This window comes from Solibacillus sp. iso_87 (assembly GCF_056173085.1).
The window spans coordinates 1,958,074-1,973,496 of the sequence record NZ_CM149656.1 but is presented as its reverse complement, the minus strand read 5'-3'; the positions used below and the strand labels follow the sequence as shown (position 1 = coordinate 1,973,496).

At 36.8% G+C, this 15,423-nt stretch carries 13 protein-coding genes and 1 riboswitch; of the genes, 10 read left to right on the top strand and 3 right to left on the bottom strand.

Annotation, left to right across the window (positions count from 1 at the left end):
* Positions 1–92: 92 nt before the first annotated feature.
* From odhB to AC0VXV_RS09815, 5 genes are all read left to right on the top strand, one after another.
* Positions 93–1,355, top strand: a complete 1,263-nt coding sequence (gene odhB, locus AC0VXV_RS09835; protein WP_475531374.1) for a 2-oxoglutarate dehydrogenase complex dihydrolipoyllysine-residue succinyltransferase — start codon at positions 93–95, stop codon at positions 1,353–1,355.
* Between the two features lie 387 nt (positions 1,356–1,742).
* A riboswitch (Lysine riboswitch) is annotated at positions 1,743–1,930 on the top strand.
* A 114-nt stretch (positions 1,931–2,044) separates the two neighbouring features.
* Positions 2,045–2,881 carry a transporter substrate-binding domain-containing protein gene (locus AC0VXV_RS09830; RefSeq protein ID WP_475531373.1) on the top strand — a complete coding sequence of 279 codons (837 nt, stop codon included), beginning with the start codon at positions 2,045–2,047 and terminating at the stop codon, positions 2,879–2,881.
* 120 nt (positions 2,882–3,001) lie between these two features.
* On the top strand, positions 3,002–3,748 hold the full coding sequence (locus tag AC0VXV_RS09825) for an amino acid ABC transporter permease (RefSeq protein WP_079526798.1): 747 nt from the start codon (positions 3,002–3,004) through the stop codon (positions 3,746–3,748).
* Position 3,749: 1 nt separating this feature from the next.
* Positions 3,750–4,484, top strand: coding sequence for an amino acid ABC transporter ATP-binding protein (locus tag AC0VXV_RS09820; protein WP_475531372.1), 735 nt, complete (start codon positions 3,750–3,752; stop codon positions 4,482–4,484).
* A 338-nt stretch (positions 4,485–4,822) separates the two neighbouring features.
* Positions 4,823–5,020, top strand: a complete 198-nt coding sequence (locus AC0VXV_RS09815) for a DUF6501 family protein (RefSeq protein ID WP_079526794.1) — start codon at positions 4,823–4,825, stop codon at positions 5,018–5,020.
* 47 nt (positions 5,021–5,067) lie between these two features.
* Here the strand turns inward: AC0VXV_RS09815 and AC0VXV_RS09810 are convergent, their stop codons facing one another.
* Both AC0VXV_RS09810 and AC0VXV_RS09805 read right to left on the bottom strand, forming a co-directional pair.
* Complete coding sequence (locus AC0VXV_RS09810; protein WP_475531371.1) at positions 5,068–6,180, bottom strand: toxic anion resistance protein; 1,113 nt, start codon at positions 6,178–6,180, stop codon at positions 5,068–5,070.
* 3 nt (positions 6,181–6,183) lie between these two features.
* Positions 6,184–6,831 carry a 5-bromo-4-chloroindolyl phosphate hydrolysis family protein gene (locus AC0VXV_RS09805; RefSeq protein ID WP_475531370.1) on the bottom strand — a complete coding sequence of 216 codons (648 nt, stop codon included), beginning with the start codon at positions 6,829–6,831 and terminating at the stop codon, positions 6,184–6,186.
* A gap of 297 nt (positions 6,832–7,128) precedes the next feature.
* Between AC0VXV_RS09805 and AC0VXV_RS09800 the strand changes: the two genes are divergently transcribed.
* The 3 genes from AC0VXV_RS09800 (at position 7,129) to AC0VXV_RS09790 (ending at position 9,746) form a co-directional block, all read left to right on the top strand.
* Positions 7,129–7,428: a DUF1033 family protein gene (locus tag AC0VXV_RS09800; protein WP_475531369.1), complete on the top strand. Its 300-nt coding sequence runs from the start codon at positions 7,129–7,131 to the stop codon at positions 7,426–7,428.
* A gap of 205 nt (positions 7,429–7,633) precedes the next feature.
* Complete coding sequence (locus AC0VXV_RS09795) at positions 7,634–7,834, top strand: cold-shock protein (RefSeq protein ID WP_475531368.1); 201 nt, start codon at positions 7,634–7,636, stop codon at positions 7,832–7,834.
* Positions 7,835–8,045: 211 nt separating this feature from the next.
* Positions 8,046–9,746 carry a hypothetical protein gene (locus AC0VXV_RS09790; protein ID WP_475531367.1) on the top strand — a complete coding sequence of 567 codons (1,701 nt, stop codon included), beginning with the start codon at positions 8,046–8,048 and terminating at the stop codon, positions 9,744–9,746.
* 53 nt (positions 9,747–9,799) lie between these two features.
* Here AC0VXV_RS09790 and AC0VXV_RS09785 read toward each other — a convergent pair whose 3' ends face one another.
* A complete protein-coding gene (locus tag AC0VXV_RS09785; protein WP_413078792.1) occupies positions 9,800–11,404 on the bottom strand; it encodes an ABC-F family ATP-binding cassette domain-containing protein in 1,605 nt (534 codons plus the stop codon).
* 216 nt (positions 11,405–11,620) lie between these two features.
* On the opposite strand from AC0VXV_RS09785, the gene AC0VXV_RS09780 reads away from it, so the two are divergent.
* Positions 11,621–12,802, top strand: coding sequence for an MFS transporter (locus tag AC0VXV_RS09780; RefSeq protein WP_475531366.1), 1,182 nt, complete (start codon positions 11,621–11,623; stop codon positions 12,800–12,802).
* 773 nt (positions 12,803–13,575) lie between these two features.
* On the top strand, positions 13,576–15,342 hold the full coding sequence (gene recQ / locus AC0VXV_RS09775; RefSeq protein ID WP_475531365.1) for a DNA helicase RecQ: 1,767 nt from the start codon (positions 13,576–13,578) through the stop codon (positions 15,340–15,342).
* Positions 15,343–15,423 lie beyond the last annotated feature (81 nt).

Genomic DNA, 15,423 nt, shown 5'->3' with positions numbered 1-15,423 from the left:
AAATGATTTGTTTAAAAAGAGCTGCTTCTATTTAAAATAGAAGTGGCTTGCTATACAATGAATGTGTAGCGTAATTAAAGGAGGATATGAACGTGGCTGAAATTAAAGTCCCTGAATTAGCAGAATCAATTACTGAAGGTACAATTGCCCAGTGGGTGAAAAAAGTTGGAGATCGCGTAGAAAAAGGCGAATTCATCGTTGAGTTAGAAACTGATAAAGTTAATGCTGAAATCATCTCTGAAGAAGCAGGCGTTTTAAAACAAATTTTAGCTGAAGAAGGCGATACTGTTTTAGTAGGACAAGTAATCGCAGTAGTTGAAGCTGGCGAAGGCGCAGCACCTGCACCAGCTGCTAAAGAAGAAGCTCCAGCAGCAGCTCCGGCTCCAGCAAAAGAAGAAGCCCCTAAAGCAGCAGCACCTGCACCAGTTGCAGCTGAAGAAACTTCAGGTGAGCGTGTGATCGCTTCACCGGCTGCTCGTAAATTAGCTCGTGAAAAAGGCATTGACTTAGCAGCGATTTCACCTGTTGACCCACAAGGTCGCGTACGTGTACAAGACGTTGCAGCACATGGTACAGCACCAGCGGCTCCAGCAGCACAAGCTGCTCAAGCTCCAGCAGGTAATGGTCCAATGATCTTTACGCCAGCAGCTGATACAGACCGTGTAACAGTAGAAAAAATGAGCCGTCGTCGTCAAACAATTGCAAAACGTTTATTAGAAGTAAAACAATCAACTGCAATGTTAACTACTTTCAACGAAATTGATATGACGAACATTATGGCATTACGTAAACGTAAACAAGATGAGTTCGTGAAAGCTAACGATATTAAATTAGGCTTCATGTCATTCTTCACAAAAGCTGTAGTAGCAGCATTAAAGAAATATCCATATGTAAATGCACAAATTAACGGTGATGAAATTCACTTAAACAACTTCTTCGATATCGGTATTGCTGTATCAACTGAAGAAGGTTTAGTAGTACCAGTTGTTCGTGATGCAAATGCGAAAAACTTTGCTGAAATCGAGAAAAACATTGCAGAATTAGCTGGTAAAGCACGCGACAAAAAATTAGGCTTAAACGACATGGCTGGCGGATCATTCACAATCACTAACGGTGGTGTATTCGGTTCATTAATGTCAACACCAATTATGAACGGTACTCAAGCTGGTATTTTAGGTATGCACTCAATCGTAAACCGTCCAATAGCTGTTAATGGTGAAGTTCAAATTCGTCCAATGATGTATGTAGCATTATCTTACGACCACCGTATTATCGATGGTAAAGATTCTGTTGGCTTCTTAAAAACAGTTAAAGAAATGATCGAAAACCCAGAAGATTTATTATTAAATTCTTAATAGTATTTATTCTACTAATGCGCGATACTTTATGTATTGCGCATTAGCTTTTTTTTTAGGAAACTATAGAATATCACATTGTAGATAACGTAAAAATAAAGTTTTATCCACGTCTAGGCTAAAGCACCAACTCCTTGCACCATTAGGTCCCTCCGTGCAAAAGTGGTGGAGCGTTTACTTTTGCGTCGGGCCCTCCAATGTCTGAGGCTCACACGATGTGAGTCATTGGGGGCATGCCACATGGATGTGGCGTTTTGCCCACTCGGAGTTGAACGGGCGCTTTAGCGCTTTTGTTCTTACAGTTAAATTTCAGAAAAATGAGTGTTGACGGAAATGTCACAATAATGTAATATAAACATATCAATTTCATATTAAAACCTCACACTCTTGTGAGGTAGAGGCGCGATACTTAACAGTTTTATATGGAGCCATGAGCTGGCTGTGAAATATAAGAGAAGGAAATATCGCCGAAGTGTTGTAAACGCTCAATTTTACAATGCTGGGTCTGCAGTGAATAATTGCAGAACTGTCTCAATCATCTATATCCCTGATGGTTGAGTTGTGCTATCTCAAAATGGGAACTGTAGAGGATTCGGGCTAATTATAATTTAAACGACCTAAAGTTCTTCTTTTAGGTCGTTTTTTGCATATATAACGCCCGATATTTAACAAATAAGGAGAGAATTTCTATGAAAAAGAAACTATTAATTTTACTGACTGCCATGACAATGCTATTGCTAGCAGCATGTGGTTCAAGCGATGAAGGTACTACAAGCGGTTCTGATTCAGACAAAAAAGTGATTAAAATCGGTATGGAAGCAGCGTATGCACCTTTTAACTGGTCACAAAAAGATGATGCCAATGGCGGAGTTCAAATTGCAGGTTCAAAGGAATATGCAGCAGGCTATGATGTTGAAATCGCGAAGAAAATTGCTGAAGGTCTGGACATGGAATTACAAATTGTTAAAACAGACTGGGATGGCTTAATTCCATCTTTACAATCAGGTGCCATTGATCTCGTTATTGCTGGTATGTCACCAATGCCTGAACGTAAGGAAGTAATTGATTTCACAGAGAACTATTACACAAGTGACTATGTCATTGTTGTAAAAGAAGACGGCCCATATGCAAATGCAACTTCATTATCTGACTTTGCAGGTGCAAAAATTACAGGTCAGCAAGCGACAACACACTATGATGTAATCGATCAAATCGAAGGTGTTCAAAAACAAGTAGCGGCAACTGATTTTGGTGCAATGCGCGTGCAATTACAGTCAGGCGCAATTGATGGATATGTTTCAGAACGTCCGGAAGGTATCTCTGCTGAGATGGCTTTGAATAATATTAAATATATTGTACCTGAGCCAAACTTCGAAGCTGACGAAGCGTCAACAGCTGTAGCAGTAGGTTTGAAAAAGGGTTCAGATTTACGTGAACAAATTAACAAAGTTTTAGCTGAAATTTCGGAAGAAGAGCGTCAACAATTAATGGAAGACGCAATTGCAAATCAACCTGCAGCACAATAATCGTGTAGCATCAACAGTTTTAATGAGGTTGTCTTGCCGGCAAACGGAAGACAACCTTTTTCTATTAAAATTATGGTTTCATACATAAATAGTAGAAACAAAGAAATGGAGGACAAGGCGATGGCATTTTTAGAATCATCATGGAACTTGTTTACGGACAACTGGGATTTATTTGTACGCGGAGCTTGGACTGCACTTCTCCTGGCAATAATCGGGACAATTTGTGGAACACTAATCGGATTTTTCATCGGAATTATGCACACAATTCCACAACGTAAAAAAAATATTAAATCAGCAATTCTGAAAGTCATTAATTTTATTTTAACGGCTTATGTGGAAATTTTCAGAGGCACGCCAATGATGGTACAGGCGATGGTCGTATTTTACGGTCTTGTCTATTTAGGAATCGATATTGATCGCTTTTTAGCAGCCTCCATCGTAATTAGTTTAAACACAGGAGCCTACATGGCCGAGTATGTGCGTGGAGGTATCGTATCGATTGATAAAGGCCAATTTGAGGCAGCACAAGCGATTGGAATGAATCACCTGCAAACAATGATCCATATTGTTCTGCCGCAAGTAGCACGCAATATTTTACCTGCTACAGGGAATCAGTTCGTTATGAATATTAAAGATTCATCTGTATTAAGTGTTATTTCGGTAGTGGAACTGTTCTTTACTGCGAATTCGATTGCGGGCAGTAACTATAAATATATTGAAGCGTTCTTTATTGCGACGGTATTATACTTTATTATGACATTTACTGTAACGCGCTTCTTACTGTTGTTCGAGAAAAAGATGGACGGACCGTCTTCATATAAAGTGGAGCTCATTACAGGCAACAAGCTAGATAAGGATGGTGAATAAAATGACAGTTGTAATTGATATTAACCATTTAAATAAAAAATTCGGTGATCACGAAGTATTGAAAGATGTCAATTTCCAAGTAAACAAAGGGGAAGTCGTAACATTGATTGGTTCTTCAGGTTCCGGGAAATCAACACTGTTACGCTGTATTAATTTACTGGAAACACCAACAGCAGGGGAAATAATCTACAATGGTGAAAATATTCTAAATGACGGGCATCAAATTGAAAAGTACCGTACGCATTTAGGTATGGTATTCCAGCAGTTCAATTTGTTCAATAATTTGGATGTACTAAATAACTGTATTGTTGGCCAAATCAAAGTGTTAAAGCGTTCTAAAGATGAAGCAGAACGGAATGCGATGAAATATTTGGAGCTTGTCGGAATGAGCGCCTATAAAAATGCGAAACCGAAACACTTATCTGGTGGACAGAAACAACGTGTCGCAATCGCACGTGCATTAGCGATGGATCCGGATGTAATGTTGTTCGATGAACCGACATCAGCACTTGACCCTGAAATGGTAGGGGAAGTATTAAAGGTAATGCGCCATCTGGCAGATCAAGGGAATACGATGCTGATCGTTACACATGAAATGGAGTTTGCAAAGGAAGTATCGGACCGAATTGTATTCATGGATAAAGGGGTTATCGTTGAGGAAGGCCATCCAGAACAATTGCTTGTAAACCCAAAACACGACCGGACAAAAGAGTTCCTGAAAAGAACATTACGATAATAGCAAAAAGCTCGCAGTTAAATGCGAGCTTATTTTCGTGAGTTCCATTCGCTTATTAAAATAAAAACAATTGCAAAAGCAATTACAATTGCGAAAAACCACATTGGAAGACTACCAAATGCCATAATTTCCACCTCTGTTTGTGAGTTTAACATGGAAAAGTCGTTCTATCAAATATCTAAAACAGCGACAAATTAAAACTAATTGACTGAGTTAGGCTTCTATGTATTTATATTAGAAGCAAGAAAAGTTGATTTTTACTACAACGCGCTTTCCACTGACAAGAAAATCATATAAAATAGGAAAGTACCGATATTAGTTAAAAGTGAGGGAACAACATGCTACATTTAAATTGGAAAGATGCACCGACAATTCGTACAGTAAAATGTGTACATACAGATGCATCGAAATATTTAGTATCAAACGTATTAACAGTAGGCAAAGAATATGAAGTGAAAAACGAAACTGAAGAATTCATCTTTGTAATCGACAACACAGGTGAAGTTGGCGGATTCTACAAAGAATATTTCGCTTAAAAATAAAAGGTGTGCGAAAAGTCTTAATGGCTTTTCACACACCTTTTTTATTTCTGTTCTAATATCGTATGCTCGATTTCATGGCGCTTTTCATCTGTCTCTACATGCACACGTAATGTATCTTCAATATCGTGCAGCAATTGCATCTGGGTTTGTTTAAACCGGTCAATATCACTATGGGATAATGCTGGTCGATTCGCTGCTTTTTTGGACACTTCAAGCATCTTACCATTTTTACGCATCAATTGTTCCGATGCATCCATTAATCGTTCCTGGGACCGTATCGCACGACGCTGATTGTTCATATTTAATAACATCGCTATTTGAGACTGCCATAAAGGGATTGTCGTCATAATCGAACTTTGAATTTTTTCGATTAACATTTGATTTGTTTGCTGAATCATCCGAATTTGCGGTGCATATTGTATTGCCACTTCACGAGATAGTTCGAGATCATACATACGGCGGTCAATCCACTCGATTTGCATTTCAATATCTTTCAATTCATGCTGTTTAAACGGATTTTGTCCATCTATAATTTCTTTTTGCAGTGCAGGTAAGACAACATCTCGCATATGCTGTTTTTTAATTTCCAGTGTGGCAATATAAACATTGATTTCCTGGAAATAATCTTCATTGATCGCATAGAGTTTATTTAAAAACTGGTAATCGTTTAATAAAGCATTTTGATTATATTCCAGTTGAATGCTTAAGCGATCAATGCGTTTACTCAATTTATTGTAATGGGTCATAATTTCTTGAATAGACTGTGTGGAACGGCTAAACAGTTTAGCAAAAAAACCTTTTTCCTGTTCAATTAATGCATCCGGGTCAATCATCTCCAAATGCTGCATTAAATCGGATAATACTTCACCGACTTTCCGTACATCTTTGCGCTGAATATACTGCAGCATCTGGGTCGTGAATTTTTTCAGTGCTTCTTGTGCAGGTAAACCAAATGCCAGAACCTTTTCGTAATTTTTCGGCTCTAAATTATGGGCTAATTGCAGGGCCCGTTGTTTCATATCATTTGATAATGATGCGAAAAGCGGTGAGGCTGCATTTTTTGCAACATTCACCGCAAACTGTTCCTTACTTACTTGCAAGTCAACGTTTTCACTCGCTGTAAAGGCATCAAATGGATTATTGGTCATAGTCATTTGTTACTCACCGCCGATTTTTAATCGATCTTTACGCTTTTCATTCGACAATTTTGCAAAGTCGAGTTCGATTTTCAAGTTTTCGATATCCGAAGATAAAGCACTTTTCAAATCTGATTCCATCGTTATTTGTAGCTCTTTTAAAGTTCTGCGCGTATCTTCCAACGCTAAGTGAACTTCCGTACCAGGTACTTGTTCTTTTGTCAGTAACGTGTATTTATCAGAAAGCTGTACGGCTGACGGCAAGTGTGCATAGAAGAAATCTTCCACTGCATAAAACTTGTGCGGGTTTGTCTGCACAATATTGATAATGCGTTTTGCTAGTTTTGACATTTCATTTATTTGCTTAAAAGAACGTACCGAACGCACTCTGACATACTGCTGATTTAATGCCTGAATATGTGAACGGGCCTGTTTTAATTGTGCTTCGATTAAATTGTATTCCGATTTTGAAAGCCCAACTTTTTTACTTTGTGCCGTTTTCTGAATGGCGTAGGTTACTTTATTACTGATGAAATATGCTGCTGCTCCAAGAGGTAATGCCAGCATCGTTGTTATGCCGGTAAAATTAACAAACGTAAGTGTAGCCGCTGTCGAAAAAACTAATACATTAATTAGATGTCGTGTTAGAAAATTTATAGGACCAAGCATTGTCATACCTCCTTTACTCGATACTATTGATACGTATGAAACGTAAAAAAGTTTCAGTATTACTTACTTAATTGCAGAAAAATCAGCGGAATTAAGTATTTCACACCAGACATTCCTTAAGAAATTGAAATGGCAGCTTTTTATTAATCGTAACAAGTTTTGGCTCTATTAAAAAGTAAAAAGATTTGGAAAGATGAACAATTATTATGATTTCCATTCTTCCCCTAATTATAATGAGCATTATTAGACATCGCGGACAAAAGTGTATAAAATATAGAGAAAGAAAGGATAATGTATATGTATAAAATTATTTATATGAAGGCAGATTATGAGCCTTGGTGGCAATTTGACGGTTGGGAAGAGTATATCGTATCAACAGAGCAATATGATACAGAGCATCAATTCCAAATGGCATTGAATCATTTGCTTGCTCAATTTCGAAATAAATATGATTTTGAAGCACATAAAAACGAACGATTTTATGCATTTTGGTCAGAAGATGAATGTGAATTTTGTGAAGCCTGTGATGATGATGCCCAAATTTATCATGGCATTATTGTATTGACGCCAGAAGCAATTACACAAAACTACATTTGATTGAAAATTCGCTTAATTCACCAAATGGTAATTGACAGTCATAAATATGATATATATACTATATTTAACAATTGAAAGATTGACCGAATACAATGGCTTCACATATTACAAACAGTAATCGAGTTAGTGGATCGGTACTCTTGTAATATGTGTTTTTTTATTTGGTTTTTTAATTGTTAACTTTTATTTTTGGAGGTATTTATTGATGAAACAAGGTACAGTAAAATGGTTTAACTCAGAAAAAGGTTTTGGCTTCATCGAAGTAGATGGGGAAAACGATGTATTCGTACACTTCTCTGCAATTCAAGGTGAAGGTTTCAAAACATTGGAAGAAGGACAACAAGTGGAATTCGAAGTTGTAGATGGCAACCGCGGACCACAAGCATCTAATGTAATCAAACTATAATAGTACAAATTCCGAAGCTGCGTATCATTGTACGTAGCTTTTTCTTTGCTATTACACATATTTGAATAGAATGCTATAATTTGGAAGAAACATAAGGGAGGTTGCGATACCGATACGAAAAGTACATAATTCAGTTGCTAACAATAACAGGAAGTTAAAATGGGGAACAATTATTATATTAATATTGGCCAGTTTATTCGTACTGTTATACGTGCAAAAACAAAGTGAGCAGTCAGACAAACAAGCGAACGCACTGGCGGATAGTGAAAGCAATTTCAGACCTATAAGCGAAACATATTTAAAGATACATCAATATGAGCTTTTTTACCGGGACAATTGGATTCGCTCAAAAGAAGCTGTAAAATCTTCTGCATTAAGTGAAGCAATATCTAAATTTACGCTTATCGATTATTTACAGCAGCAAAATATTACACTAAGTGATGAAAAGCGCCAATTACAGCTGAAAATATTAGATGAGCAGATTACATATGATATGCAAAATCCACTATTAAAAATATATTTTGAAAAGATGTTCCAAGAGCTTGATATTAGCAAACAGGACTATATCGAGGAATATTTACTTGTTAATAAAGAACATGATATTTTATACAGGGAGATGCATAATACTGGTAAAGGCTTGGTTTTGGATGAATGGGGCACTTCAAGCTATCCGGTTAGTGACCAGGAAGAACTGTATACAAAAAAGATGGGAATATCATTCGATTACCTTGAATATTTAGCAGAAAGCGAATTCGTCCATATCGAGCCTTCGATTACTGATTTGGAATTGCCTTTTATAGTGGATTCTTATCATTTCAAGTTCGCTAAAACTCGGGAGGGGGGTATTGTTCTAACCTCAAGAGATTTTAATATAATGGGTTTAACAGATGAACAGAATACCTTAATTCACGAAGTTAGTGAAAAAAATAACCTGCAGGAGTTGGCGCGGTATAATTTCAGTCAATATAAAGAAGCCTTGCAGCTAGAAGCGGCATTAGGAAATGAAAATGCACCGGTTGCAAACGAACTGCTGGAACTATTCATTATCGTGGAGCGGAGTTTGGATATGGAGCTTGATGAAGTGGCAAATTATGAGTTCGGTAAAATACCTTCATATGACAACAACCAGCTGCGGAGACATAAAGATATTACATTACAGTTGTATGAGTATGAAAATTATTATTTAGATGAGAACGTTCCTGATAAATCCTATGCTTACCGAATTGCCAATGAAGAAGTAGGGGCGATGTATGGTTTATTTAATTATTTGAAACAGGATTTTGAAGTTGAATTAGATGAAGCAGCACGTTCAAATGCACGATTACAGCTTGAAAAGTCGCTAGATGAGCAAATGGAAAATCCTTATTTTAAAAAGTATATGGATGAAATACTCAAGACATTTGATATACCATTATCCACGTATATAGATGATTATTTATTATTGAAAGAAGAATATAAACTTCTTTTACAGTTAATGAAAGATCAAAATATCGGTATTGATCATAAAGGACGCTATAATAAAGGCTGGGTCGAAGCGCGCTACAGAATATCTGCAGATTTTACATGGGAAGATAAATTTGAGAAAATGTGGTCGATGGATGATGAAGAAATTGTGGAACCACTCGAGCCGCAGCCTGATTTATCATTTCCTTTACCGGTTTATACACCACAAATAGGTATAAATAAAGAAGGACAATATGCTTTCACTTCTATATCAACACTTCCGTTTTATTTAACCGATGAACTGCAAACATTATTTGATTTACTTGCCGAAACGTATGATTTACCGGTCCTTTCCCGTTATTCAATCACACAATATATAGACAAACTGGATCAATTAAAGGCTGATGAAACAAAGAAAAAGCAATTGCTTGAAATTCTAGACATTTATAAAAATACGATTATCGAATAAGTTTCCAAATAAAAAGAAGGAGTGCAGAATAGCTGCCTCCTTCTTTTCGTTTATTAGCTTAAGCCTTGTGCATCTTTCCACTCTAGATACTCATCATATGTTAATGGTTTATCTAAAATAGAACCGTCTTCACGGATTTCGATAACACGGTTTGCAATTGTTTGAATGAATTGGTGGTCATGTGATGTAAAGATCATCGCACCTTTGAAGCGGATTAAGCCTTCATTCAATGCTTGAATTGATTCAAGGTCCAAGTGGTTTGTTGGCTCATCTAGTAATAATACGTTCGAGTTAGAAAGCATCATTTTAGAAAGCATACAGCGCACTTTTTCACCACCGGATAATACAGCCGGAGATTTCTTCACTTCTTCACCAGAGAACAGCATACGGCCTAAGAAACCACGTAGGAACGATTCAGTTTCATCTTCCGGAGAATAAGGGCGTAACCATTCAACTAATGACTTTTCGTTACCGCCGAAATATTGGTCATGATCCATTTCGAAGTAACTTTGAGATGTTGTAACACCCCATTTGTAAGTGCCGGCATCAGCTTTTTGACGATCCATTAAGATATCCATTAATGTTGATTTTGCATTAGGAGAACCTAAAAGGATAATTTTGTCTTCTTTGTTCATAGAGAAGCGGATATCTTTGAATAAAATTTCGCCATCTTGTGAAGCTGTTAAGCCATCAACTGTTAATACGTCATTCCCGATTTCACGACCAGCTTGGAAGTTGATGAACGGGTACTTACGGCTTGAAGGACGGATGTCATCCAGCTCAATTTTATCAAGCATTTTTTTACGAGAAGTTGCTTGAGAAGATTTCGATGCGTTTGCAGAGAAACGTGCAACGAATTCTTTTAATTCTTTAATTTTTTCTTCTTTTTTCTTGTTTTGGTCTGCCATCATTTTTTGCGCTAATTGACTTGATTCATACCAGAAATCGTAGTTCCCAACATAAAGCTGAATTTTACCAAAGTCTAAGTCAGCAATATGTGTACATACTTTATTTAGGAAGTGACGGTCATGGGATACAACGATAACTGTGTTTTCAAAGTTAATTAAAAACTCTTCCAGCCATTTAATCGCTTTTAAGTCCAAGTGGTTGGTAGGCTCATCCAGCAGTAATACGTCCGGCTTACCGAATAACGCTTGCGCCAGTAATACTTTAACTTTGTCAGAACCTTCTAAATCAGCCATCATCATGTAGTGCATGTCATCGCCGATACCTAGACCGTTTAAAAGAGTGGCAGCATCAGATTCAGCTTCCCAACCGTTCATGTCAGCGAATTCGCCTTCAAGTTCAGCAGCACGCATACCATCTTCATCTGTCATTTCCGGTTTCATGTAGATAGCGTCTTTTTCAGCTTTTACTTCCCAAAGACGTTTGTTACCCATTACAACTGTATCTAATACGTTGAATTCATCGTATTCGAAGTGGTTTTGCTTTAATACTGAAAGACGCTCATCTTTACCCATTGATACGTGGCCTTCTTGTGCCTCAATATCACCAGATAAGATTTTTAAGAATGTCGATTTACCAGCACCGTTTGCTCCAATTAGACCATAACAGTTACCTGGTGTGAATTTAATATTTACATCGTCAAATAATTTACGGTCACCATAACGTAGACCTACACCTGATACTTGAATCATGCAAGTACCTCCTTGAATTGTTTCTTTGTATTTTCGATTGCTTAAAAAAGAGAATTCTCTTTTGCACACAATGTTTCTATTATAGCATGTCTTACTGGTAAATTAAATAACAGCGCATCGGAAATAAACGAATCTTATAAAGCAGAATCATTTAGTTGTCACACATTTTTTGTATGTTTTACTAACGAGTTATTAAAAGAGAAACGAGGAACGAATATGAAGCAATTATCAAAATGGAAATCTATTTTCATCATTTTTTCCATCATACTTGTTTCCATCAATTTCCGTCCGGCCATTACTTCTGTAGGTCCGATATTATCTACCATTAGGAATGCTTTACAAGTGTCAAGTACCCATATGAGTTTACTGACATCGATTCCGGTATTTTGTATGGGTTTATTTGCACCTCTGGCAGTTCCTATACAAAAAAAATACGGTTATCGCTTATCGGTAACTATTTTAATTGCGTTAATCGGTCTTGCTACGGCGGCAAGAATTCTATTTTCGAATTATATTGCACTTGTAATAACGAGTTTTTTTGCAGGATTTGCTATCGCTATCATTAGTCCGATTATTAACGCCTATATAAAAGAAATGTATCCGAAAAAAATGGAACCGGTCATTGGAGTCTATTCCTTTGCGATGGGGTTTGGGGCTACGTTAAGCGCTGGTTTCACGGCCATTATCTATAAAACATTTGATGGGAATTGGGCACTGACATTAGGAATTTGGGGTTTTTTGGCAATATTAGCAATAATCAGCTGGTTCACTACAGTGGAAGATTCGGGTGTTACACCCATCAAAAGTTCTCAAACCAAGGAAAAGCGGAATCCTTGGAAAAATAAAGTAGCATGGTCGATTCTTTTGTACTTCGGTTTCCAAACATCGCTGTTCTTCAGTTTGACGACATGGCTGACATCTTTAGCGTTGGAACAGGGGATGGCATTGTTAACGGCGGGTTCTGTTTTAACATTGATGACAATCGTTCAGTTAGTAGGAAATTTACTTATTCCGTCTCTCATTAACCGTTATCCTAATCGAATCATTTGGCTGCATAGTTTAATTATGATTGGATTGGTTGGTTCAGCCGTATTCTTTATAAATGAGAATTGGGCAATTTGGTACAGCGCGGTAGTATTCGGTTTTGTTCTAAGCGGATTATTCCCGATCGGATTAATGCTACCTTTAGATGAGGCAAAAAACAAAGCCGAAGCAAATGAATGGAGTTCTATGGTATTGTCAGGCGGTTTTATGATGAGTGCGATCGTCCCGCTTATCATTGGTATTGTGTATGATATGACCGGTACTCATTACGTTACGAAGTGGATTATCGTTATATTATTCGGTTTTATGTCACTTTCGATCATCGGAATGCAAAGGCAAAAGAAATCAGTATAATGGAAGGAGTGTCTGAATCCGTTTAGTCACTTCTTTTTTTTAAGCCACATTAGTTTACATAATACTATTATGGTAAATTGGAAAAACAGATAGTTAGGGCAGAGGTTTTATTAGAATATTTCAGGGTGTTATTAAAACAATTCGGAGCGATATTAGAATATTTTAAAACGAAATTAAAATAAAGCGTTCAACTTACTGCTTATACTGAGGGTTCGTTAAGGCGGTATTTCGCTTTGGATTTTAATAGAACAACTTAGAGCTTTATTAGAAAAAGTCTAGATGATATTAAAACATCAGGAGGAGATATTAGAACTTCCTTAATACATATTAGAACATTACCAGGGTATATTAGAAAATCGGAGTTTTATTAGAATAAATAAAATGATATTAGAGCATTACCAATTATAATAGAAAATCTAACAACAATACCGTCTTATCTCTTATAAGAAAAGAGAAAAGGGGATAGCCCTTTGAAATAAAGTGGTGAACTATTGATTAATAAACATATTATCCGACAATATATTTCAAAAATTTTAGTAATAAATAAAGCTTATACGAAATAAAGGAACCCAAAAAATAATGCAAATAAATTGTTTCCCTTTTTATAAAGGGTTCTATTTTTATATGTCGAAAATAATGGAAATAGGGGATATAAATAGCTCATCTATTATTTTGAACAATATATCTATAAATATATTATGTAAACTAAAGTCTCTTTTACGAACTTTTATTTGCATGTATAATGAAGAAATTGAAGTTATTGAGGAGGGATTATGATTTCACTAGCATTACAACATCTAAAAACAAATTTTGGTTATGACTCTTTCCGTCCTGGTCAAACCCAAATTATCGATAACGTATTAAATAACAACGATACGCTTGTTATTATGCCGACAGGTGGCGGGAAATCCCTTTGCTATCAGATTCCAGCACTGTGTATGGAAGGAACGACACTTGTAATTTCACCATTGATCTCCCTTATGAAAGACCAGGTAGATATGCTTGTATCCAGCGGAATTACAGCGGCTTATATTAATAGTTCGCTAAGCTATGAAGAAGTGCAAGACGTTATGTATGGGGTACAAAGCGGTAAAATTAAATTGCTTTACATCGCTCCGGAACGACTGGAAAATGAGCGTTTTTGTATGGAACTTTCTCATATAAATGTGCCACTTTTGGCAATTGATGAAGCACATTGTATATCACAGTGGGGGCATGATTTTCGTCCAAGTTACCGTTCAATTCAGGAACTGCTGCATTTATGGAAAAAGAAACCGACCGTTATTGCATTGACGGCAACGGCTACTGAAGAGGTAAGTGCAGACATTCAACAGCTTCTTTCTATCGAAAAAGAAAATACATTCATTACCGGATTCGCACGTGAAAATTTATCATTTTCGGTTTTACTTGGAGAAAACAAAGAAACCTATATTAAAAAATATGTGAAAGCAAATGAAAATGAAGCAGGGATTATTTACGCAGCGACTCGAAAATCCGTGGAAGCCGTCTATGAAATGCTGAACAAAGCCGGTTTTGCAGTAGCAAAATATCATGGTGGTATGTTTGAAGAAGACCGTACATATGAGCAAAATCGCTTTTTAAATGATGAAGTTCAAATAATGGTCGCTACAAATGCTTTTGGAATGGGAATCAATAAAACAAATGTACGCTATGTGCTTCATTACAATATGCCTCGTAATATGGAGAGCTATTATCAGGAGGCCGGCCGTGCCGGGCGTGATGGACTGGATAGTGAGTGTATATTGCTTTACAGCTCTTCCGACGAACAAACACAGCGTTTCTTAATAGATCAGGCACAAGATCGCTCTCGAATTCCTTTTGAACTTCAAAAGCTGCATGCGATGATTGATTACTGTCATACAGAGCGCTGTTTACAAAGTTATATTATTGAATATTTTGGAGACGAGGCAGGTGAAGATTGCGGCAGATGTGCGAATTGCACAGATAACCGTCCGCAGCTGGATGTAACAACTGATGCCCAGAAAGTATTGTCCTGTATTGTAAGAATGGGGCAAAAATTCGGTAAACAATTAACCGCTTCAGTCTTGGCTGGCTCGCGCAGTAAGAAAGTACTTGAATTTAATTTCCAAAAGTTGCCGACCTATGGCATCTTACGTGCAATGAATGCGAAAGAGATTGCCGGTTTTATCGAGTTTTTAATTTCAGAAAAGCTTATTGTCGTAAATAATGGACAGTTCCCGACGTTATCCATTTCCGATGCAGGAAAAGAAGTACTGCTTGGTCAAAAAAAGGTATTGCGTAAAGAAGCCCGCATTATTGAATCAACAGTAGAGCCAAACGATCCTCTATTTGAAATTCTTCGTAAAATACGTAAAGAAATTGCCGATCGTGAGAAAGTTCCACCTTTTGTTGTTTTCTCTGATAAATCATTAAAAGATATGTGTGTTCGTAAACCAAAAAACAGTACACAATTTTTAGAGGTAAGCGGTGTAGGGGAGAGTAAACTAGAAAAATACGGTAAAACTTTTATTGAAGCGATTATTGCAAATTCACAATAGATTGTTAAATAATTACAAGGTTAATGATTGCTCAAAATTAAACTTTTCGTAATAATTTTAAAGATATCCAGTCTGTTCTAA